The 19,120-nt window shown below is 70.6% G+C and carries 22 protein-coding genes; 11 read left to right on the top strand and 11 right to left on the bottom strand.

The annotated features are described in order from the left end of the window. The first annotated feature begins 139 nt into the window (after positions 1-139). From R2D22_RS25120 to R2D22_RS25105, 4 genes are read left to right on the top strand one after another with little or no spacing between them, the layout of a single operon-like run. Positions 140-1,138, top strand: a complete 999-nt coding sequence (locus R2D22_RS25120) for a metal ABC transporter substrate-binding protein (protein WP_318106931.1) — start codon at positions 140-142, stop codon at positions 1,136-1,138. Between the two features lie 8 nt (positions 1,139-1,146). Further along, positions 1,147-1,923 (top strand): metal ABC transporter ATP-binding protein, encoded by a 777-nt coding sequence (locus R2D22_RS25115; RefSeq protein WP_318106930.1) that lies wholly within the window; start codon positions 1,147-1,149, stop codon positions 1,921-1,923. Positions 1,924-1,925: 2 nt separating this feature from the next. Next, positions 1,926-2,816 (top strand): metal ABC transporter permease, encoded by an 891-nt coding sequence (locus R2D22_RS25110; RefSeq protein WP_318106929.1) that lies wholly within the window; start codon positions 1,926-1,928, stop codon positions 2,814-2,816. A 46-nt stretch (positions 2,817-2,862) separates the two neighbouring features. Then, positions 2,863-3,285 carry a Fur family transcriptional regulator gene (locus R2D22_RS25105; protein ID WP_318106928.1) on the top strand — a complete coding sequence of 141 codons (423 nt, stop codon included), beginning with the start codon at positions 2,863-2,865 and terminating at the stop codon, positions 3,283-3,285. Positions 3,286-3,354: 69 nt separating this feature from the next. Here R2D22_RS25105 and R2D22_RS25100 read toward each other — a convergent pair whose 3' ends face one another. The 6 genes from R2D22_RS25100 to R2D22_RS25075 form a co-directional block, all read right to left on the bottom strand. Then, on the bottom strand, positions 3,355-5,580 hold the full coding sequence (locus R2D22_RS25100; RefSeq protein WP_318106927.1) for a hypothetical protein: 2,226 nt from the start codon (positions 5,578-5,580) through the stop codon (positions 3,355-3,357). Positions 5,581-5,749: 169 nt separating this feature from the next. After that, on the bottom strand, positions 5,750-6,304 hold the full coding sequence (locus R2D22_RS25095) for a YcxB family protein (protein WP_318106926.1): 555 nt from the start codon (positions 6,302-6,304) through the stop codon (positions 5,750-5,752). Next, positions 6,301-7,134: an isoprenyl transferase gene (locus R2D22_RS25090; RefSeq protein ID WP_318109970.1), complete on the bottom strand. Its 834-nt coding sequence runs from the start codon at positions 7,132-7,134 to the stop codon at positions 6,301-6,303. Before R2D22_RS25090 ends, R2D22_RS25095 begins: the two co-directional genes overlap by 4 nt. A 19-nt stretch (positions 7,135-7,153) precedes the next feature. Next, positions 7,154-7,903: a DNA repair protein RecO gene (gene recO / locus R2D22_RS25085; protein ID WP_318106925.1), complete on the bottom strand. Its 750-nt coding sequence runs from the start codon at positions 7,901-7,903 to the stop codon at positions 7,154-7,156. Between the two features lie 83 nt (positions 7,904-7,986). After that, a complete protein-coding gene (locus R2D22_RS25080; RefSeq protein ID WP_318106924.1) occupies positions 7,987-8,205 on the bottom strand; it encodes a hypothetical protein in 219 nt (72 codons plus the stop codon). Further along, a complete protein-coding gene (locus R2D22_RS25075; protein ID WP_318106923.1) occupies positions 8,202-8,399 on the bottom strand; it encodes a hypothetical protein in 198 nt (65 codons plus the stop codon). The genes R2D22_RS25080 and R2D22_RS25075 overlap by 4 nt, the downstream gene beginning before the upstream one ends. Before the next feature lie 152 nt (positions 8,400-8,551). Here R2D22_RS25075 and R2D22_RS25070 point away from each other — a divergent pair, with 152 nt between their 5' ends. From R2D22_RS25070 to R2D22_RS25060, 3 genes are all read left to right on the top strand, one after another. Beyond that, complete coding sequence (locus R2D22_RS25070) at positions 8,552-9,385, top strand: helix-turn-helix domain-containing protein (RefSeq protein WP_318106922.1); 834 nt, start codon at positions 8,552-8,554, stop codon at positions 9,383-9,385. Further along, positions 9,367-9,561: a DUF397 domain-containing protein gene (locus tag R2D22_RS25065; RefSeq protein ID WP_318106921.1), complete on the top strand. Its 195-nt coding sequence runs from the start codon at positions 9,367-9,369 to the stop codon at positions 9,559-9,561. The genes R2D22_RS25070 and R2D22_RS25065 overlap by 19 nt, the downstream gene beginning before the upstream one ends. A 93-nt stretch (positions 9,562-9,654) precedes the next feature. Continuing rightward, the gene (locus R2D22_RS25060; RefSeq protein ID WP_318106920.1) at positions 9,655-10,179 is read left to right on the top strand and encodes an RICIN domain-containing protein; all 525 of its coding nucleotides are present in this window, start codon (positions 9,655-9,657) and stop codon (positions 10,177-10,179) included. Between the two features lie 79 nt (positions 10,180-10,258). On the opposite strand, the gene R2D22_RS25055 is transcribed toward R2D22_RS25060, so the two are convergent. Then, positions 10,259-10,714 (bottom strand): hypothetical protein, encoded by a 456-nt coding sequence (locus R2D22_RS25055; protein WP_318106919.1) that lies wholly within the window; start codon positions 10,712-10,714, stop codon positions 10,259-10,261. Between the two features lie 86 nt (positions 10,715-10,800). Between R2D22_RS25055 and R2D22_RS25050 the strand changes: the two genes are divergently transcribed. Then, positions 10,801-11,655, top strand: coding sequence for a hypothetical protein (locus R2D22_RS25050; protein WP_318106918.1), 855 nt, complete (start codon positions 10,801-10,803; stop codon positions 11,653-11,655). A 5-nt stretch (positions 11,656-11,660) separates the two neighbouring features. Here R2D22_RS25050 and R2D22_RS25045 read toward each other — a convergent pair whose 3' ends face one another. Continuing rightward, entirely contained in the window at positions 11,661-12,107 is a 447-nt protein-coding gene (locus tag R2D22_RS25045; protein ID WP_318106917.1) for a DUF3592 domain-containing protein, read from the bottom strand. A 92-nt stretch (positions 12,108-12,199) separates the two neighbouring features. On the opposite strand from R2D22_RS25045, the gene R2D22_RS25040 reads away from it, so the two are divergent. The 3 genes from R2D22_RS25040 to R2D22_RS25030 all read left to right on the top strand — a co-directional run bounded on the left by R2D22_RS25040 (position 12,200) and on the right by R2D22_RS25030 (position 15,130). After that, complete coding sequence (locus R2D22_RS25040; protein ID WP_318106916.1) at positions 12,200-13,027, top strand: hypothetical protein; 828 nt, start codon at positions 12,200-12,202, stop codon at positions 13,025-13,027. A gap of 89 nt (positions 13,028-13,116) precedes the next feature. Continuing rightward, positions 13,117-13,593 (top strand): hypothetical protein, encoded by a 477-nt coding sequence (locus R2D22_RS25035; protein ID WP_318106915.1) that lies wholly within the window; start codon positions 13,117-13,119, stop codon positions 13,591-13,593. A 157-nt stretch (positions 13,594-13,750) separates the two neighbouring features. Continuing rightward, positions 13,751-15,130, top strand: a complete 1,380-nt coding sequence (locus tag R2D22_RS25030; RefSeq protein WP_318106914.1) for an FAD-dependent oxidoreductase — start codon at positions 13,751-13,753, stop codon at positions 15,128-15,130. A 6-nt stretch (positions 15,131-15,136) separates the two neighbouring features. Here the strand turns inward: R2D22_RS25030 and R2D22_RS25025 are convergent, their stop codons facing one another. The 3 genes from R2D22_RS25025 to R2D22_RS25015 are packed head-to-tail and all read right to left on the bottom strand — an operon-like array spanning position 15,137 to position 19,102. Beyond that, complete coding sequence (locus R2D22_RS25025; protein ID WP_318106913.1) at positions 15,137-15,805, bottom strand: response regulator transcription factor; 669 nt, start codon at positions 15,803-15,805, stop codon at positions 15,137-15,139. Continuing rightward, on the bottom strand, positions 15,802-16,965 hold the full coding sequence (locus tag R2D22_RS25020) for a sensor histidine kinase (protein ID WP_318106912.1): 1,164 nt from the start codon (positions 16,963-16,965) through the stop codon (positions 15,802-15,804). The genes R2D22_RS25025 and R2D22_RS25020 overlap by 4 nt, the downstream gene beginning before the upstream one ends. A gap of 58 nt (positions 16,966-17,023) precedes the next feature. Continuing rightward, complete coding sequence (locus R2D22_RS25015) at positions 17,024-19,102, bottom strand: MMPL family transporter (RefSeq protein ID WP_318106911.1); 2,079 nt, start codon at positions 19,100-19,102, stop codon at positions 17,024-17,026. Between the last annotated feature and the right edge of the window lie 18 nt (positions 19,103-19,120).

Raw genomic sequence — 19,120 nt, 5'->3', positions numbered from 1 at the left:
GGGGGTGGTGGTCGGGAGACGGGCGGGCGAATGCCTCAGGTTACCGGCGGGCCGGGGCCCCGGATCAAATCGGTAGGGGGCTCAGGTCACTTACCTGCTTTGTTGACAATCGTTTCCACCTTTGTTGAAAATGACTGTCATGAACGTACGCCGCCTCATACCCGTCACCGCCCTCACCGGAGCCGTCGCGCTCGGTCTCGTCACGCTCTCCGCCTGCGGCGGCACCTCCGACGCGGCCGACAAGGGGTCGGACGGCAAGCTGGACGTCGTGGCGTCGTTCTATCCGATGCAGTTCCTCGCAGAGCGGATCGGCGGCGACCGCGTCTCCGTCCAGACTCTCACCAAGCCGGGCGTCGAGCCGCACGACCTGGAGCTCAAGCCGCGGCAGATCGGCCGGCTCGAGGACGCGGACGTCATCCTCTATCTCAAGGGCGTGCAGCCCGCCGTCGACGAGGCGATCGAGCAGACCGGCGTGAAGAACACCGTCGACGCCGCCACCCTCACCGAGCTGGAGGAGCACGGCTCCGGCGAGGACCACGCCCACGGCGGCGAGTCCGCCGGGGAGCACGCGGAGCACGAGGGCGAGCACGGCGGGCACGATCACGGGTCCGAGGCCGGCGCCGACCCGCACATATGGCTCGACCCGGTGAAGTACGCCGAGGTCGCCAAGGGCGTCGGCGCGGCCCTGAAGAAGGCCGACCCGGACCACGCGGCCGACTACCAGAAGAACACCGACGCCCTGGTGAAGCAGCTCGGCGATCTGGACACCGCCTTCGCGCAGGGCCTGAAGAACACCTCCACCAGGACCTTCATCACCACCCACTCCGCCTTCGGCTACCTCGCCGAGCGCTACGCCCTGGACCAGGAGGGCATCAAGGGCCTCGACCCCGAGTCCGAGCCCAGCCCCGCCCGGATCAAGGAACTCCAGGACAAGGCGCGGAAGGAGAAGGTCAGCACCGTCTTCTTCGAGACCCTTGCCAGCGACCGGACCGCGAAGACCCTCGCGAAGGACACCGGCCTGAAGACCGACGTCCTGGACCCGCTGGAGGGAATCACCGACCGGTCCGAGGGCGATGACTACTTCGAGGTCATGCAGGCCAACCTGGCCGCCCTGAAGACGGCCCTCGGCGCGAAGTGAGAGCAGTCATGAGCAACGCAGTCACGGACGCCCCCGTCATATCCGTCCGCGGCGCCACGGCGGCGCTCGGCGCGCGCCCCGTCCTGCGCGGCGTGGACCTGGCCGTCGGGCGCGGCGAGGTCGTCGCCCTGCTCGGCGCCAACGGCTCCGGCAAGTCGACCGCCGTCCGGTCCGTGATCGGGCAGGTCCCGCTCACCGGCGGCACCGTCGAGCTGTTCGGCACCGAACTGAAGCGGTTCCGCGACTGGGCCCGCGTCGGCTACGTGCCCCAGCGCACCACCGCCGCCGGCGGCGTCCCCGCCACGATCCGTGAGGTCGTCACCTCCGGCCGACTGTCCCGCCGCCGCTTCGGCCTGCTGGGCAAGGCCGACCGGGCCGCCGTCGACCGGGCGATCGACCTGGTCGGCCTCGCCGACCGCGCCAAGGACTCCGTCGCCGCGCTCTCCGGCGGCCAGCACCAGCGCGTGCTGATCGCCCGCGCGCTCGCCGCCGAACCCGAGCTGCTGATCATGGACGAGCCGATGGCCGGCGTCGACCTGGCCAGCCAGGAGATCCTCGCCGACACCCTGCGCGAGCAGGTCGCCGGCGGCGCGTCCGTCCTCCTCGTGCTGCACGAACTCGGCCCGCTGGAGCCCCTCATCGACCGCGCCGTCGTGCTCCGCGACGGCTGCGTCGTCCACGACGGGCCGCCCCCGAAGGCCGTCGGCCAGCACGCGCTGCCCGGCCACGACCACGTACATCCGCACGCGGCCGACGAGCCGCTCCGCACGGGACTGCTGAGCTGATCATGGAATTCCTGCAGGACGACTTCATGCTGCGGGCGCTCCTCGCGGCCGTGCTCGTCGGCATCACCGCGCCCGCCGTCGGCATCTTCCTCGTCCAGCGCCGCCAGGCGCTGATGGGCGACGGCATCGGCCACGTCGCCATGACCGGTGTCGGCCTCGGCTTCCTCATGTCGACCAACCCGGTGTGGACGGCCACCCTCGTCGCCGTCGCCGGCGCCGTCGTCATGGAGCTGATCCGGGCGTACGGCCGCACCCGCGGCGACATAGCGCTCGCGCTGCTGTTCTACGGCGGCATGGCCGGCGGTGTCGTGCTCATCGACCTGGCCGACGGCTCCAACGCCAACCTGCTCTCGTACCTCTTCGGCTCGCTGTCGACGGTCTCGCAGGAGGACGTCACCGCGATCGCACTGCTCGCCGCCTTCGTGATCCTGGTGACCGTGGGCCTGCGCCGCCAGCTGTTCGCGGTCAGCCAGGACGAGGAGTTCGCCCGCGTCACCGGCCTGCCGGTGCGCTTCCTGAACCTGCTGATCGCGATCACCGCCGCGGTCACCGTCACCGTCGCGATGCGGGTCGTCGGCCTGCTGCTGGTCAGCGCCCTGATGGTGGTCCCGGTCGCCGCGGCCCAGCAGCTGTCCCGCTCGTTCCGCGCGACCTTCGTGATCGCCGTGCTGATCGGCACCGGCGTGACCCTGGCCGGCACGATCACGACGTACTACCAGGACGTGTCCCCCGGCGCGACGATCGTGCTGTACGCGATCGGCGCCTTCGTCGTCCTGACCGCCCTCGCGGCCCCGCTGGCCCGGCGCCGGGCCAGGGCCGCCGAGACGGCCGCCGCCGCGTGCGACGTGGCCGTCCCGGCCACGCGCAGGGCCACGGACGACGTCACGGTCTAGCCGCCTGGCAGAATGGCAGCGGCATTCGACTTGTGAGGAGGCACCTGTGGCGACGGCAGGACCCCCCGTACGCGGCCGGTCGACCCGGCAGCGGGCCGCCGTTTCGGCGGCGCTGAACGAGGTGGACGAGTTCCGCAGCGCGCAGGAGCTGCACGACATGCTCAAGCACCGCGGCGACTCGGTCGGCCTGACCACGGTCTATCGCACGCTGCAGTCGCTGGCGGAGGCCGGCGAGGTCGACGTGCTGCGCACCAGCGACGGCGAGGCGGTGTACCGCCGCTGCTCGTCCGGCGAGCACCACCACCACCTGGTCTGCCGCGTGTGCGGCAAGGCCGTCGAGGTGGAGGGCCCGGCGGTGGAGCAGTGGGCGGAGACGATCGCGTCCCAGCACGGGTACGTGAACGTGGCGCACACCGTGGAGATCTTCGGCACCTGCGCGGAGTGCGCGGAGGCAGCCGCCGAGGGCTGACGGCCCCGGGAACCGCATCCGTACCCCGCCGTGCCGGCATCACCGGCACGGCGGGGTACGTCGCGTTCGCTACCGGTTCTCGCGGGTGACTTCCTCCTTGACGCGCTCCGCCTCCGCCTCGATGTCCCGGTGCACGGCGGGGCTGTAAGTCCGCTCGCGGATCACCTCGACCATCCGGTCCATCGTCCGCCGGGCCCGATCGGGGTCACCGGCCCTGGCCTCCATGCGGGCGCGGCGCTTCATCGCCCAGCCCAGGGTGAGGTTGTCGACGCCCCGGTCCGCCAGTGTGGCGTCGACGACCCGGTCCAGGTTCCGGATGCTCTCGCTGGGGTCGGCGGACCTCGTGGTCAGCCGCTTGTCCGCGCTGAGGTACTTGAAGTCCCGGGAGGCGTTGGCGCCCTTGACCAGCTGCGGGTAGACCGCGAGCGGGTGGTCGGAGTACCGGTCGAGCACCTCCTCCAGGGCCATGTTCCCGGAGCTGAGCATCTCGCTGTCGGAGCCGAGGAGGTGGAAGAGCATGCCCTGCTCGTCGCCCATCATCAGCTCGGCGACGTTCTCGTCCTGCTCCGTGCGGGGCGAGCGGACGGTCACCTGGTGGACCTGGGAGAGCACCCGGGAGCCGTCCGACGCGATGTACTGGGCCCGCAGCTGGTAGCGGCCGGGCTGCTGGAAGTACAGGCCGTCCTTGCCGTAGCCGATGTAGAAGCTCTCGTAGATCGCGGGCCGCTCGGCGTCCAGCCGGACCTCGGTCTCCGTCTCCACGCAGCGCGTCATCGGCGGCCGGTAGATCCTCGTCTCGCCGGACGGGCCGCAGATGGCGATGCTGGTGAGGCCGTCCTTGGGGTCCAGCCGCCCGTGGGTGCTGCGTCCACGCTGGTCGGTGGTGGACAGCCGGAGTTCGACCACGACGGGCTGGCCGAACCGGAAGGCGTTCTCGGAGCGCAGCTCCAGGGCGAGGCCCGAGTTGTCGGCCAGGGGATCACCGAAGAGGTCCGGGTCGACCTCGGCGGCGCCGAGTCCGAACGGCTGCCCGCCCATGACCACGTTGCGGTGGAAGCCGTGCCGCAGGTGGATGAGCTCGTTCTCCGTGAACTGGAAGGGGAACGCGGCCCAGTAGGCGGCGGGGCCGCCCGGTGCCGGCGGCGGGGGCTGGAAGTTCTGCACGTAGTTCATCCACGACAGATCGCCCAGACCCCCGTTGGGACCCAGGGGCTGCGGCGGGACGGCAAGGTCCTTCTGGAACGAGTGGAGCAGGTTGAACGCGTGGCCCAGCTCGTGGACGTAGGTCCGCAGCTGCGCCCGCTGGCTGGCCGGGTCGGAACCCTTGATCTTGTCATGGAAGACCGCGCTGCCCTGCCTCTGGAAGGCGCCGAGACCGTCGAACATGATCCCTCGGACGGTGGGGTCCACATAGGACGTGGCCACCAGCATCCAAAGACGCCACAGGGGAGCGTCCTGCCAGAGGCTGAAGTGGTTGACCATCGCATTGTGCAGCTCGGCGTCGTCCCACGTGGCGTCAGCGCCGGCACCGGAGGTGTCGATGACGCTGGGAACCCCGGCCGTCTGCACCTCGATGCCCGCCTCGTCGTACGCCTTCGGCACGCTCAGGACGCGCGCGGGGCTCGAGGCGGGCTGCGGAAGCGAGCCGGTGTCGTACGAGACGAACGGCACGGTCCCGGCGACGGAGTCCTGTTCCAGCTGGATGCTCCGGAAGTGCGGGGACATGAACGCGCACTGGAACGTCGCGGTCGGTGCGGACCCCTCGGGGCCCGCCGAGAACTGCACGATCGCCATGCCCGGCTGCGGCGGCCCCCCGGCCCCGCGCGGAATGGTCACGCGCACATGCCGTGAGGCGACGGGGAAGCTGAACCTTCCCTGCCCTTCGATCTTGACCACCCCGGGTTCGGAGGTGATCGTCGGCGCCTCGACGATGAAGGAACCGACGTAACTGGTGGTGGCGCCGGTGGTCTGGAAGAAGTCGCCGCTCACCCGCATGGTCGGCCTGAAGCCGTCCACGTCGACACGCAGCTCCAGCTGCTGCTGTGCACCGGCGCTGCGATACCGCCCGCGCACCAGCCGCGGTGTGGAATCCGCCGCGTCCCTGAGCGCGATGTGTGCTTCCAGCTGTGCCACTTTCGCCTGGAGCTGGGCCGTCTGTTCCGGCCCTTCGGGCAGGGTGGACACCGCTTCGGTCAGCTGCTCCACCTCGGACGGTCTGATCAGGTCCTCGATCTTGTAGACCTGCGCCGGCTGGGCGTGCCCGTCGAGTGACGTGGGGTCCGTGGTGACTGCCATGACGGTTCGTGCTCCTCTGCTCGCGGCCGAGGCCCGTCGCTTCGGCCTGGCAGTCCCAGCCGAGCACGGCGGCAGAGAACCGTCACGCGGAGCGACCCTGTTGGAGTGGCGTCCGGTTCCCTGCCGCGATGGCAGTCACTCTGCGTAGAGAAAGCCAGTTCCTCGAGACTCAGCGGCCGGCCCGCTGCGAGCGTCGGTCCAGGATCGCGCGCAGCCGGTCCGCGTCCCCCGTGGCGAGGCCGCGCTTGGGCAGGACGACGAGGCCGACCCCGTTCTTGTCGGGTGACATCATCACGAAGAGGTCGTCGGTCTCGGTGTACCGGCTCATCAACGGCCACCGGTACGTCATGTCGATGTCCCGTGCCATCAGGGTCAGTCCGGTCGCGTCGTCCACGACGGTCCGGAACTCGCCCTGGGAGGCGTACAGCCGGTGCACCTGCCGTCCCTGGAGCGTGGGCGTCAGCACCATCAGGCCCAGGATGAACACCAGCGCGAGCAGGCACACGAAGACCGACGCGTAGGCGGGACGGCCGCCCGGCCCGTCGAAGCTGACCACCAGCGAGTAGAGCGCGCCGACCGCGGCGATCAGCCCCACACCGTTCTGCAGCCGCCCCGCCGGCGTGGCCTTCCCCCGGGCCCGGATCGCGCCCACCGAGTCCGCGAGCTCCGGCACGTACGCCAGCTCCACGCGGTCCTGCACCTCGACGCCCCCCGCCCCCGTCATGCCTTGCGGGCCTTCTCCAGGACGGCGAGGTCCGCCGGGTCGACGCCGCCGAAGCGGCGGTCGCGGGAGGCGTACTCGACGCAGGCCCGCCACAGGTCACGCCGGTCGAAGTCCGGCCACAGCACGTCCTGGAAGATCATCTCGGCGTAGCTGCTCTGCCAGATCAGGTAGTTCGAGGTGCGCTGCTCGCCGCTGGGCCGCAGGAACAGGTCGACGTCCGGCATGTCCGGGTAGTACAGGTACTTCTGGAAGGTCTTCTCGTTGACCTTCGCCGGGTCCAGCTTCCCCGCGGCGACGTCCCGCGCGATCGCCTGTGCCGCGTCCGCGACCTCCGCGCGCCCGCCGTAGTTGACGCAGAAGTACAGCGTCATCGCGTCGTTGTTCTTCGTCTGCTCCTGCGCGACCTGGAGCTCCTGGACGACCGACTTCCACATCTTCGGCATCCGGCCGACCCAGCGGATCCGGATGCCCAGCTCGTCCATCTCGTCGCGGCGGCGGCGGATGACGTCCCGGTTGAAGTTCATCAGGAAGCGGACCTCCTCGGGCGACCGCTTCCAGTTCTCGGTGGAGAAGGCATAGAGCGAGAGGTTCTTCACGCCGATCTCCAGGCAGCCCTTGAGCACGTCGAGCACGACGCCCTCGCCGACCTTGTGCCCCTCGGTGCGCGGCAGGCCACGCTCCTTCGCCCAGCGGCCGTTGCCGTCCATCACACAGGCGACGTGGTTCGGCACCAGCTCACCGGGGAGCTTCGGCGGGCGGGCACCGGACGGGTGCGGCTCGGGGATCTTGTACTCCCGGCGCTGCCGTCCGAGGATTCCGCGTCGTGCGATGGCCATGGCGATGAATCTCCTAGCTCTTCTCTACGTACCGCAGGGAGCGCAGGCCGCGCTCCAGGTGCCAGTGCAGATAGGCGGACACGAGCCCGCTGCCCTCCCGGACGTGACGCGGCTCGCACGAGTCCGCCGTCGCCCAGTCGCCAGTGAGCAGCGCGCTGAGCAGGCCGATGGCCTCCGCAGAGGGTACGACGCTGCCCGGCACCCGGCAGTCACCGCATACGACCCCGCCGGCCGCGACCGAGAAGAACCGGTTCGGCCCGTGGATGCCGCACTTCGCGCAGTCGGCGAAGCTGGGCGCGTAGCCGTTCACGGCCAGCGAGCGCAGGAGGAACGCGTCGAGGACGAGGTGCGGCGCGTGCTCGCCGTTGGCGAGCGTCCGCAGCCCGCCGACGAGCAGCAGGTACTGCTGGACGGCCGGCTCGCCCTCGTTCTCGGTGAACCGCTCGGCCGTCTCCAGCATCGCCGTACCGGCGGTGTACCGCGCGTAGTCCGTGACGATGCCGCCGCCGTACGCGGCAATGGTCTCGCTCTGCGTGCAGAGCGGCAGCCCGCGCCCGACGAGATCGCTGCCGCGCGCGAAGAACTGCACGTCGACGTGCGAGAACGGTTCGAGGCGCGCCCCGAACTTCGACTTCGTCCGGCGCACCCCGCGCGCGACGGCGCGTACGCGTCCGTGACCGCGCGTGAGGATCGTGATGATGCGGTCCGCTTCACCCAGCTTCTGGGTGCGCAGCACGATGCCGTCGTCGCGGAACAGACTCATGGCCCCATTGTCCCGTACGACCGGGCCCGCCCGGACCGGTACGACGGCACGAGCGGGCCCGGAATGAACGGGTTGAGAGGGATTCAGGGCACTTCGCCACGACTCCGTGCGTTCACGTGCGCGGTGGCGGCGCGGAGCCGCTCGGCCGCGGTCGCGACCCGCACGCCGTCCGGCTCGCAGTCCCACTCCCGGCCGCCCCCGAGCGGCCTCAGCTGGAGGTACGGCCCCACGTGCCCCATGACCGTGCCGACCCGTCCGGTACGGATCTCCACGACGTACGCCCCGATGGGCAGGCCATTCATGACCGACCTCCTTCCTCCGGCAGCACGGCGGCCAGCTTTCGGGCCGTGTCCACCGTGATGCGCCCCAATTCGATGAGCGACCGAGGAGACGCGGCGGCGAGGAACAGGGCGTCCAGCCCGAGCGAGGGCAGCACGATTCCGTTGCGCTCCAGCGCCGCGCGCAATTCCTCGATCACCTCCCTCGTCTCGTTCACGGACTCCGACGATCGCTTCCTGCCCTGTTCCTGCACCGGGGGTCCCTTTCCGAATCCATTTCCCGCTTACCGCACCAAGGGTGGGGGCTCTTCCGTAGAATCGGGAGACTCACGGTCGCTACAAGTAACGCGTAGGGCAGGGGAGTTAATCCATGGCCAGAGGCGCACGGCAGGACGCGTGGGAGTTCTTCGGCGCGGAGCTGAAACGGCGCCGCGAGGCTGCGGGAATGACGCAGGGGGAACTCGGCCGGCGAGTGTTCGTTTCGGGCGGATACATCGGCCAGTTCGAACAGGCGATTCGGAAACCGCAGTTGGATGTGGCGCAACGGATCGATGAGACGCTACAAACCGATGGTTTTTTCGAGCGGCTGTGCCGCACACTGATCGACAAGTCGCCTTACGCCCACTATTTCGCGCCGGTGGCTGAGCTGGAGCGGTTGGCAACGAAGATCTGCGAGTTCGAGCCCGCCGTGATACCCGGCCTGCTGCAGACGCCCGAGTACGCGCGTGCCGTGACGCTGGCAAGCAACCCTCTCGCGACGAGCGAGTACGTCGACGAGGCGGTACGGGCACGCATGGATCGGAAGAGAATCCTGCAGAATTCCGGCCAGCCGGAGTACTGGGCCATCCTGCACGAGACCGCCCTCCGCGTCCCGGTAGGCAGCTCCGCCGAGATGGCGGAACAACTCGACCACGTGTCCTCGCTGATGCGGGAACGCCAGCTGCTGCTCCAGGTGCTGCCGTTCGCAGCCGGAGCGTACGCACAGATGGGCAAGCCGCTCAGGCTGATGGAGTTCGAGGACGCTCCCCCAACCGCCTATACAGAGGCCGTGTATTCGGGGAACCTGCTGGACGATCCGGCAGTAGTGAAGCGCGCACAGTCCGCCTACGATCTGCTCAGGGTCGCCGCGCTGTCGCCGAAGGCGTCCCTGGCCCTGCTCGAGTCGGCGGCGGAGGACTACAGACGATGCGCGAGTACGACCTGAGCACCGCCCAGTGGCGCAAGAGCAGCTACAGCGACGGCGACAGCGGCAACTGCATCGAGGTCGCTGCCGGCGTCGCCGGCATCGTCCCCGTACGGGACTCCAAGGTCCCCCACGGCCCCGTCCTGCTCCCCTCCACCGCCGCCTGGGCGGCCTTCGTGGAGTCGATCAAGAGGTAATTACCCCCCGAAGTCGATCATGGCCAACTATGATCGACCATGACCAACAGCCATGTCCTGCAAGGACTTTGGTGTTTCTTTTTGGGGGGGAACATGTTCGCAAGGATCAAGTCGAGCAAGACCGCCAGACGCGCGATGACGCTGGCCGCCGCGAGCCTGGCGATGGTCGGCGGCAGCCTCGTGACGGCACCGACGGCCTCCGCGGCCTCGTTCAGTGGCCGGTTCATCAACGTCGCGACCGATCTCTGCATGGACGGCAGCGGCAACGCCGGGCCCGGCGCCGCCGTGATCCAGTGGGGCTGCAACGGGGGTGCGAACCAGCGCTGGTACGCGAGCACCGACTCCCGCGGGCGCCAGACGATCCGCAACGCCGCGAGCGGCCTGTGCCTGGACCGGCACGACGACACCCGGATGGGCGCCACGCTGATCCTCTGGTACTGCAACGACAAGTGGAACCAGGTTTTCAGCTTCGACCCCTCGTGGGGCCCGGACGACATCCGGAACGACCCTTCCGGCCACGTGATCGACGTCCCGGGAGGGACCGGAGTCTGGGGTACCCAGCTCATCATGTGGGAGAACAACGGCGGGTCGAACCAGTGGTGGCGGCTGGCGCAGTAGCTCCGTAGCAGCATGACGCCGTCGTCCCCCTCCGCGTTCGACGCGGAGGGGGACGACGGCGTCAGGGGCTGGGGAGGGGTCAGGCGGGGCTGAGGATCAGGCCCACCACAGCCAGCACGCCCACCGCGAAGGCCAGGAGCATCATCTTCTTCGCGCCCCGCACGCCGTCCCGCCGGAACCGGACCTCCTTGCGGACTGTCGCCATCGTCCCCACGAGCACGTGCTTCACGTTGTCGGGGTGATAGACCAGCGGGTACGCGCTGCCGACCACCATCGCGGGACTGACCTTCTCCCCCGTTTGGTGAAGGACGGTGTCGCCGTTCAGGGTGCCGAACTCGAACATGCCGTGCAGGTAGCCCCCGTCGCCGATCCGTTCCAGGCCCACGAGGCGCGACTCGACCTCGATGCCCGATTCGGCCAGGTCCCTGATCTTCTTCAGTTCCTTCCCCTCGCCCTGGATCATCAACGGGCCGAAGAGGAGGCCGGCCAGGGACGCGAAGAGGGAACACACCAGCACCACGATCACCAGAATCACAGGCGGACCGTACGACACCTCAGGTCCCGACCGAAACCCCCATATTGCCTTCACCAGCAAGGACTTCGCGCCTTACGATCTCGCGCATGTCGATCACTTCGCCCATACCCGTCCTCCAGGGCGACAGGGACACCGAACTGCGCGCCGACGGCACGGACCTGTTGCTGCGCCGCCGGGACGACGAGCTGCGCATCCCGCTGGCCGCGATCACTCACGTACGCGCCGAAAGGCGTGTCGTCGCAGTCGAGTTGACGGCCCCGGCGGGCGTCGAGCCGGTCGTGTACCGGATCGAGGACGTGAGCGCGGCGGGCGCGACCGTCTTCGCGGACGTGGTGAACGCCGCGCTGCCCGAGCGCGCCGAGGGCACGGAGACGATCGACGGCTCCTCGCTCGTCGTCACCCGCAGCCTGCGGTCCGCCGCGGACGTCGATGAGGAGGCCGAGGAGGACGAGGACCTGGAAGGTCCCGGGCTGTTCGCCGCCGACCCGTGGCTGCGCCACACCCTCTGCGTCGCGGCGGGGCTCCTCGCCGTCGCCGTCGGGGTGGCCGGCCAGAGTTGGAGCCGCGGCATCGCGACGCTGCTGCTCGGGCAGGCCGGCGCGGTGGTCATCCACGTCACCCTGATGTTGATCATGTGCTGGTGGTTGCCCTGGTATCTGCCCCGGTACGGCATCACGGTGGACGCCGAGCAGGTCTACCGGAGCGGCACGACCGCCCTTGCGTACACGGACGCCGACGGGGTGACGCGTCACATCCAGGGGCTCGCGCAGAACGGCACGGCCCGGGTCGCCTACTCCCCGCGGAAGCCTCAGGTCGCGGTGGTCTCCCGGCCGTTGAAGATCGCGGCAGGCGAGCTGACCATGTTCCTCTTCATGGCCGGCATCGCCGCGCTCCTCGCGTACGGGACGTACCGGCTCGCGCTCCCCGCCTTCGGCGGATAGCGCGCTCAGGGGCTGAGGACGAAGCCGGTGATCGAGAGGACGCACACGGCGAGGGACCAGAACGCGAGCCGCTTCGCGCCCCTCAGGTTGCCCTCCCGCTCCCGGCGCTCCTTGCGGACGGTCTTCATCGTTCCCAGCTTCAGGCGGGTCGGGAACCTGGGGTGGTACACGAGGGGGTACGTGTCGCCCACGACGTGGACGGGGGAGGCAGTCACACCCCTCTGGTGCTGCAGCTTCTGACCGTCCGACCCCTGCCACTCGTAGTGGGCGATCGAAGTCCTCGTGCTCCTGGTCGGCCCCAGGTGGGTCAGACGCGCCTCGACCTCGATACCGACCTCCGCCAACTCCGCCGCCCTCTTGCCGTCTTCGCTCTCGCCCTTCATCCACATCAGGGAGAAGCCGAAGAGCAGCACGGACAGCACGGCGAAGCAGAGGAGCAATCCTTCGATCATGAGCGGACCGTACGACAGCACAGGACCCGACGGGAACCCCCACACCCCCTTCACCGGCCCGCGGTCCGGCTCCTACGATCACGTCCATGCCGATGACTTCGCCCATACCCGTCCTCCAGGGTGACCAGAGCACCGAACTCCGCTCCATGGGCGAGGAGCTGCTGCTGCGCCGCCCGCACGACGAACTGCGCATCCCGCTCGCGGCGATCGCCCGGATACGCGTCGAAAGGCGTGTCGTCACCGTCGAGTTGACGGCCCCGGCCGGGATCGAGCCGACCGTGTACCGGATCGAGGACGTGAGCCGGGCCGCCGCCGACGCCTTCGCCGACGCGGTGAACGCCGCGCTGCCCGCACGTACCGCCGGGGAGGACGCGGCCGACGGCTCCGCGCTCGTCACCACCCGCACCCTGGGGTCCCCCGACGAGGACGACGAGGACGGGCCGGAACCGGTGCCGCTGTTCGTCAAGGGTGCGGCGGTCGTCGTCGGCGTCGGGCTCGCGGCCCTGTCCGCCTTCGTCGGGGTCGCCACGGAGCACGTGGGCCGCGGGGTCGCGGTGCTGCTGGTCGGCGGCGTCGGCGCGCTGTTCGCCTTCGGCGTCGTCTCCGCACTCTGGACCCTCTGGGAGAACTGGTACCTGTCCCGCCACGGCATCACGGTCGACGCGACGCAGGCATGGCTCGACGGTCAGGTCTCGTACGTGTACACCGACACCACGGGGAAGACCCACACCCACCCCGAATCGGTCGAGGACGAGACCATCCGGGTCGCGTACAGCCCGCGAAAGCCCCGCAAAGCGATCCTCTGCCAAGGCTGGGGCCACCAGGTCAAGGGCCTGTTCGTCGTCCTGTTCCTGCTCGCCCTCGCCTCTCCCGCCGTGTACGGGGCGTACGCCCTCGCCTCCCCCGCCTTCGGCGGCTAGCCCCGACCCTGAGTTCTCCGAGGTACCCGCATCTCCTCGCCGCCGCGAAGGTGGTCGCTGTAAGACGGTTTCGACAGAGGGGGACACACATGGTCACGAAGAAGAGCCTCGCCGCCTCCGGGGCGGCGCTCGCGCTGGCGGGCACGCTGCTCGCCGGTTCGAGCGGGTCGGCCGGCGCGGCGCCGCGCGGTGAGGTCACCGCGGCGGTCACCTGCGGCGATCTCGCCTACCTGAGCGACCCGGCGGTGGCCACCGGCCAGACGACGGTCAAGCAGGCCAGCGGCGAGACCGGCACCGCGCAGATCCGGTCCGGGTGGTACAACGGCAGGCAGTACGGCTGGGCCAAGGCCTCCAGCTCCGCGTGGAGCAGCCTGAACATCGTGTTCGAGGTCGACGTGAACGGCGACCGCAAGGCGGACTGCCGCTACTCCAGCCCGGTGAGCAGCCGGATCTACACCGCGGCCAAGGCGACCCACTCGTCCAGCGCGGTCGCGTTCCGCGCCTGCATCCTGTTCTCCGTCTCCAACGGATGCGACGCCGCCGCCACCAAGACCGGCTGGTGGTAGACAGGAACCTCTAGACCCAAGGCCCGCCTATGGAACCCATAAGCGGGCCTTATGAGGTCATAGACCGGGGGTGGGTACCGATCCGCTCGGGGCGTTATTTAGGGTGACCTAAGTGTCGGTGATCTCTCCGGCACGTCGCTTGCGAAGGGAACCTGACATGCCCCGCCCCCTCCGGGTCGCGATCGTCGGCGCCGGCCCCGCCGGAATCTACGCCGCCGATGCGCTGCTGAAGTCCGAGGCCGCCAACGAGCCGGGCGTGTCCATCGACATCTTCGAGCGGATGCCGGCCCCCTTCGGCCTGATCCGGTACGGCGTCGCGCCCGACCACCCGCGCATCAAGGGCATCATCACCGCCCTGCACCAGGTGCTCGACAAGCCGCAGGTGCGGCTCTTCGGCAACGTGAACTACGGCGCCGACATCCACCTCGACGACCTGCGCGCCTTCTACGACGCGGTCGTGTTCTCCACGGGCGCCATGTTCGACCGCGAGCTGCGCATCCCCGGCGTCGAGCTGGACGGCTCGTTCGGCGCCGCCGACTTCGCGTCCTGGTACGACGGCCACCCTGACGTGCCGCGCACCTGGGAGCTGGAGGCCGAGAAGGTCGCCGTCCTCGGTGTCGGCAACGTGGCCCTCGACATCGCCCGCATCCTCGCGAAGACGGCGGACGAGCTGCTGCCGACCGAGATCCCGGCGAACGTCTACGACGGTCTGAAGGCCAACAAGGCCGTGGAGATCCACGTGTTCGGCCGCCGCGGCCCGGCGCAGGCGAAGTTCTCCCCGATGGAGCTGCGCGAGCTGGACCACTCCCCGAACATCGAGGTCATCGTCAACCCCGAGGACATCGACTACGACGAGGGCTCGATCGCCGAGCGGCGCAAGAACAAGCAGACCGACATGGTCGCGAAGACCCTGGAGAACTGGGCGATCCGCGACATCGGCGACCGCCCGCACAAACTCTTCCTGCACTTCTTCGAGTCGCCCGTCGAGATCCTCGGCGAGGACGGCAAGGTCGTCGGCCTGCGCACCGAGCGCACCGAGCTGGACGGCACCGGCAACGTGAAGGGCACCGGGCAGACCACCGACTGGGACGTCCAGTCCGTCTACCGCGCCGTCGGCTACCTCTCCGACGAGCTGCCCAAGCTGCCCTGGGACACCGCCACCGGCACCGTTCCCGACGAGGGCGGCCGGGTCGTCCAGGAGAACGGCGAGCACCTGGCGTCCACGTACGTCACCGGCTGGATCCGGCGCGGCCCGGTCGGCCTGATCGGCCACACCAAGGGCGACGCCAACGAGACCGTGGCCAACCTGCTGGACGACCACGCCAACGGCCGGCTGCTCACGCCCATCTCGCCGGAGGAGGACGCGGTCGTCGCGTTCCTGACCGAGAAGGGCCTCACGTACACGACGTGGGAGGGCTGGTACGCCCTGGACGCCGCCGAGAAGGCGCTCGGCGAGCCACAGGGCCGTGAGCGCGTGAAGATCGTCGAGCGCGAGGACATGCTGCGCGCGAGCAACGCGGTCACGCCGGAGCGGTGAGCCCCGTCACGCCGAACTGATCCCGGGTGCGACCAGGCCCGACTCGTAGGCGATCACCACGAGTTGGGCCCGGTCGCGGGCCCCGACCTTGCCCATGATCCGGCTGACATGCGTCTTCGCGGTGAGCGGGCTCAGGCCCAACGCCTCCGCGATCTCCGTGTTGTTGAGGCCCCGGGCGACGAGCCCGAGGACCTGGCGCTCCCGCTCCGACAGGTGCTCCGGGCCGCCCGTTCTCGGCGGGCCGTCCGGGACCGCCAGGACCCGGGAGATCAGCCGGGCCGTCGGGCCCGGCGACAGCAGGGACTCCCCCGCCGCCACCGTGCGGATCGCGTCCAGCAGCTCCGCCGGGCGGATGTCCTTCACGACGAAGCCCGACGCGCCCGCCCGCAGCGCCTCCACCACGTGCTCGTCGGTGTCGTACGTGGTCAGGACCAGGACCTTCACCCCGGCGAGGTCGTCGTCGGCGGCGATCAGCCGGGTCGCCTCGATGCCGTCCAGGTCGGGCATCCGGACGTCCATCACGACCAGGTCCGCACGGGCCGAACGCGCCAGCTCCACCGCCTCCCGGCCGGTGCCCGCCTGACCCACGACCTCCATGTCGGACGCGGAGTCGACGAGCATCGCGAACGACGCCCGGACCAGCGTCTGGTCGTCCGCCAGCAGGACGCGGATCACGCCATCACTTCCCTCGTACCGAGCGGCAGGCTCGCCGTGACCTCGAAACCCCCGCCGGTGCGCGGGCCGGCGTCCAGTGTGCCGCCGACGCTGCGCGCGCGTTCCCGCATCCCGAGAATCCCGTAGCCGGAGCCGCTGGTTCCCCCCGGGGCCTCGCCGTCGTCCGTCACGCTCACCGTCAGCACCTCGCCCGCCAGGCCCACATCGACCCGTACCGCCGCCGAAGGCCCCGCGTGCCGAACCGCGTTGGTCAGCGACTCCTGCACGATCCGGTACGCGGCCGCGCCGACCGCCGCCGGCACCTTCGCGTCCCCGGTCCGCACCGACAGGTCCGCCCGCGCGGACCTGACGAGGTCGGGCAGGCCGCTCAGGTCGGGCAGCGGCCCCTCCTGGAGGGCGGGCCCGTCGGCGCGGAGCACGTCCAGCGTCGTACGGACCTCGGCGCGGGCCTCCCGGCAGGTGTCCGCGATGCCGTCGAGCGCCTTCGCGAGGGCCGCCCGGTCCAGCCGGTCCGGGTCCGCGACCAGGACGTGCGCGGCGACGGAGGTCTGCACACCGATCAGGGTGATCGTGTGGGCGAGCAGGTCGTGCAGGTCGCGGGCGATCCGCAGCCGCTCCTCGGCGACCTTCCGCTCGGACTCCCGCTCGGCCTTCTCCACCACGCTCTGGACGAGTTGGCGGTAGAGCCGGATGCTCGTGCCGAACACCAGCATCGCGATCACCCAGCCGGAGACCCGCAGCACCTCGTCGACCTCGTGCGGGTTGGTGACCACCTGGATGGTGAGCGTGACGCCGGTGACCAGCACCCCGACGAGCAGCGTGCGGCGCGGGCGGCCGGTCGCGGCGACCGTGTACAGCGCGGCCATGGAGGCCGGGATCGGCGCCAGGTGCATGTAGTCGAGCGCGTGGTACGGCGCGACCAGCGCGACCACGACCAGCATCACCGCCAGCGGTCGCTTGCGGCGCCAGGCCAGCGGGACGTGCACGGCGAGCAGCAGCGCCCAGCCGAGCGCGTCCGGCCGCCGGCCGTCGTCGACGGTCAGGGCGAGCACGGTCGCGACGACGGCGAACCCGGCGGCGAGCATGCCGTCGCACCGCACCGGGTACGGCGCGGCCTGCGGGTCACGGGTGAAGGCGGCGGCGATGTCCACAGGGCCCATCCTCCCTGCGGGCGGGGGCCGTTGGCAGCCCCCGCCCGCTTTCGTGTGTCCGTCGGTGTCAGACCCCGGCGGGTGTCCTCTCGACTTCCCGCCCGGCGGGCGACGCGGGCCGCCGGGCCAGTGGGCCGGGCCACCACACCTTCCGGTTCAGGAGCACGCTCGCGCCGGTCACCAGGTAGGTCCGGACGAGGAAGGTGTCGAGCAGGACGCCGATCGCGATCACCAGGCCCAGCTCGGCCAGCTGCACCATCGGCATGTTGACCAGGACCGCGAAGGTGGCGGCGAGGACCAGTCCGGCAGAGGCGATCACGCCACCGGTGGTGCGCAGCGCGGTCAGCGCCGCGGCCCGCGGTTCGGTGCCGTCCATGCACTCCTCGCGCATCCGGTGCATCAGGAAGATGCCGTAGTCGACGCCGAGGGCGACCAGGAAGACGAAGGAGAGCAGCGGCAGTCCGGGATCGGTGCCCTCGAACCCGAGGAGTGGTTCGAAGACCAGCCCGCCGATACCGAGGGCGGCGCCCCAGACGGCGACCACGGCGACGACCAGGATCATCGGGGCGACGAGGCTGCGCAGCAGCAGGATCAGGATGAGCAGGACGGAGCCGAGGACGAGCGGCACCACCACGTTCCGGTCGCGGGCGCTGGTCTCCCTCAGGTCGAGCTGCTCGGCGCTCGGGCCGCCGACGTACGCGTCCTTCCCGAGGTCGGCCCTCAGGTCCTTGATGGTCGCGGTCTCGGCGGCGGTCTGGGGCGCGGCCTCGGCGACGACGGAGATCTCCGTCCAGCCGCCGCCGGCGCGCCCGCGCTCGGCGCTGAGCACCCCGTCGGCGGCGCGGGCCGTCCGCAGGGCACGGTCCGCGTCCGGGGTGCGGGCGATGACTGTGATCGGCTGGGTGCCCATGTCCGGGTAGGCCGCCGCCAGCGTCTCCATCCCGGCGATCGACTCCGGGGTGGAGGTGAAGGAGTCCTGCTGCTTCAGGGCCCCGGGCAGGTTGAGCGTGCCGAGCGCGAGCGCGGCGAGCGCGGCGGCGCCGGTGACGAGCACCGCGACGGGCCGGCGGCCGGCCGAGCTGCCCATGGCTGCGAACAGCGAGCGGCGCGCGACCTTCGGCTCGCTGCCGTACGCCGGGACCAGCGGCCAGAACACCCGGCGGCCGAGGACCACGAGGAGCGCGGGCAGCAGGGTCGTCATGGCGACCAGCGCGCACAGCACGCCGACGGCGGCCGTCGGACCCATCCCGCGGCTGCTGTTCATGTCGGCGGCGAGCAGGCACAGCATCCCGACGGTGACCGTGCCGGAGGAGGCGAGGACGGCCGGTCCGCAGCCGCGCAGGGCGGCGGCCATGGCGTCGTACGGGCGCGGGACGCGGCGCAGTTCCTCGCGGTAGCGGGAGACGATCAGGAGGGCGTAGTCGGTGCCGGCGCCGAAGACCAGGATCGTCATCACGCCCGTGCTCTGGCCGGAGACGGAGATGTCGAAGCCCTGGTGCAGGCCGTAGGTGACGGCCATCGACAGGAAGTCCGCGACACCGGCGACGACCAGCGGCACCAGCCACAGGAAGGGGCTGCGGTAGATCAGCACGAGCAGGATCGCGACGACCGCGACGGTCGTGTAGAGCAGCGGCCCGTCGAGGGAGTTGTAGACCTCGCCCGCGTCGGTGGCCAGCGCCCCGGGGCCGCCGACCTCGGCGGTGACGGTCTCCCGTACGTCGTGCACGAAGGTGTCGCGGGCCTTCTCGTCCGTACCGGGCTCGGTGCTGGACACCGCGTACATCAGCGTCGTGCCGTCCTTCGACGGCACCGGCCGCGGGGTGGCCGCGAGCCGGTGTTCGGCGGCGACGGCGGCGACCTCACGGGCGGCGCCGGACCGGTCCGCGGCGGTGAGCCCGCCGTCGCGGTGGTAGACCAGCACGAGGTCGGTGGACTCGCCGCCGGGCAGCTGCTCGGTGATCTTCGCGACCTGGGTGGAGTCCGCGCTCGCCGGCAGATAGTCGACCGGCCGGTCCTTCTGGACGTCGCCGAGCTTCCCGGCGAACGGCGCGGCGAGGGCGAGCACGATCACCCACAGCGCCAGCACCCCCCAGGGGACGGCCCGCCGCCCTCCGCGTTCCTCGATCGTCCTGTTCGGGGCCCCCATGACGCCCCTCCCCTCCGT

The organism is Streptomyces sp. HUAS YS2 (genome assembly GCF_033343995.1).
GTDB lineage: Bacteria > Actinomycetota > Actinomycetes > Streptomycetales > Streptomycetaceae > Streptomyces > Streptomyces solicathayae.
The sequence above is the reverse complement of the archived record's forward strand: the minus strand, read 5'-3'. Positions and strand labels throughout refer to the sequence as shown.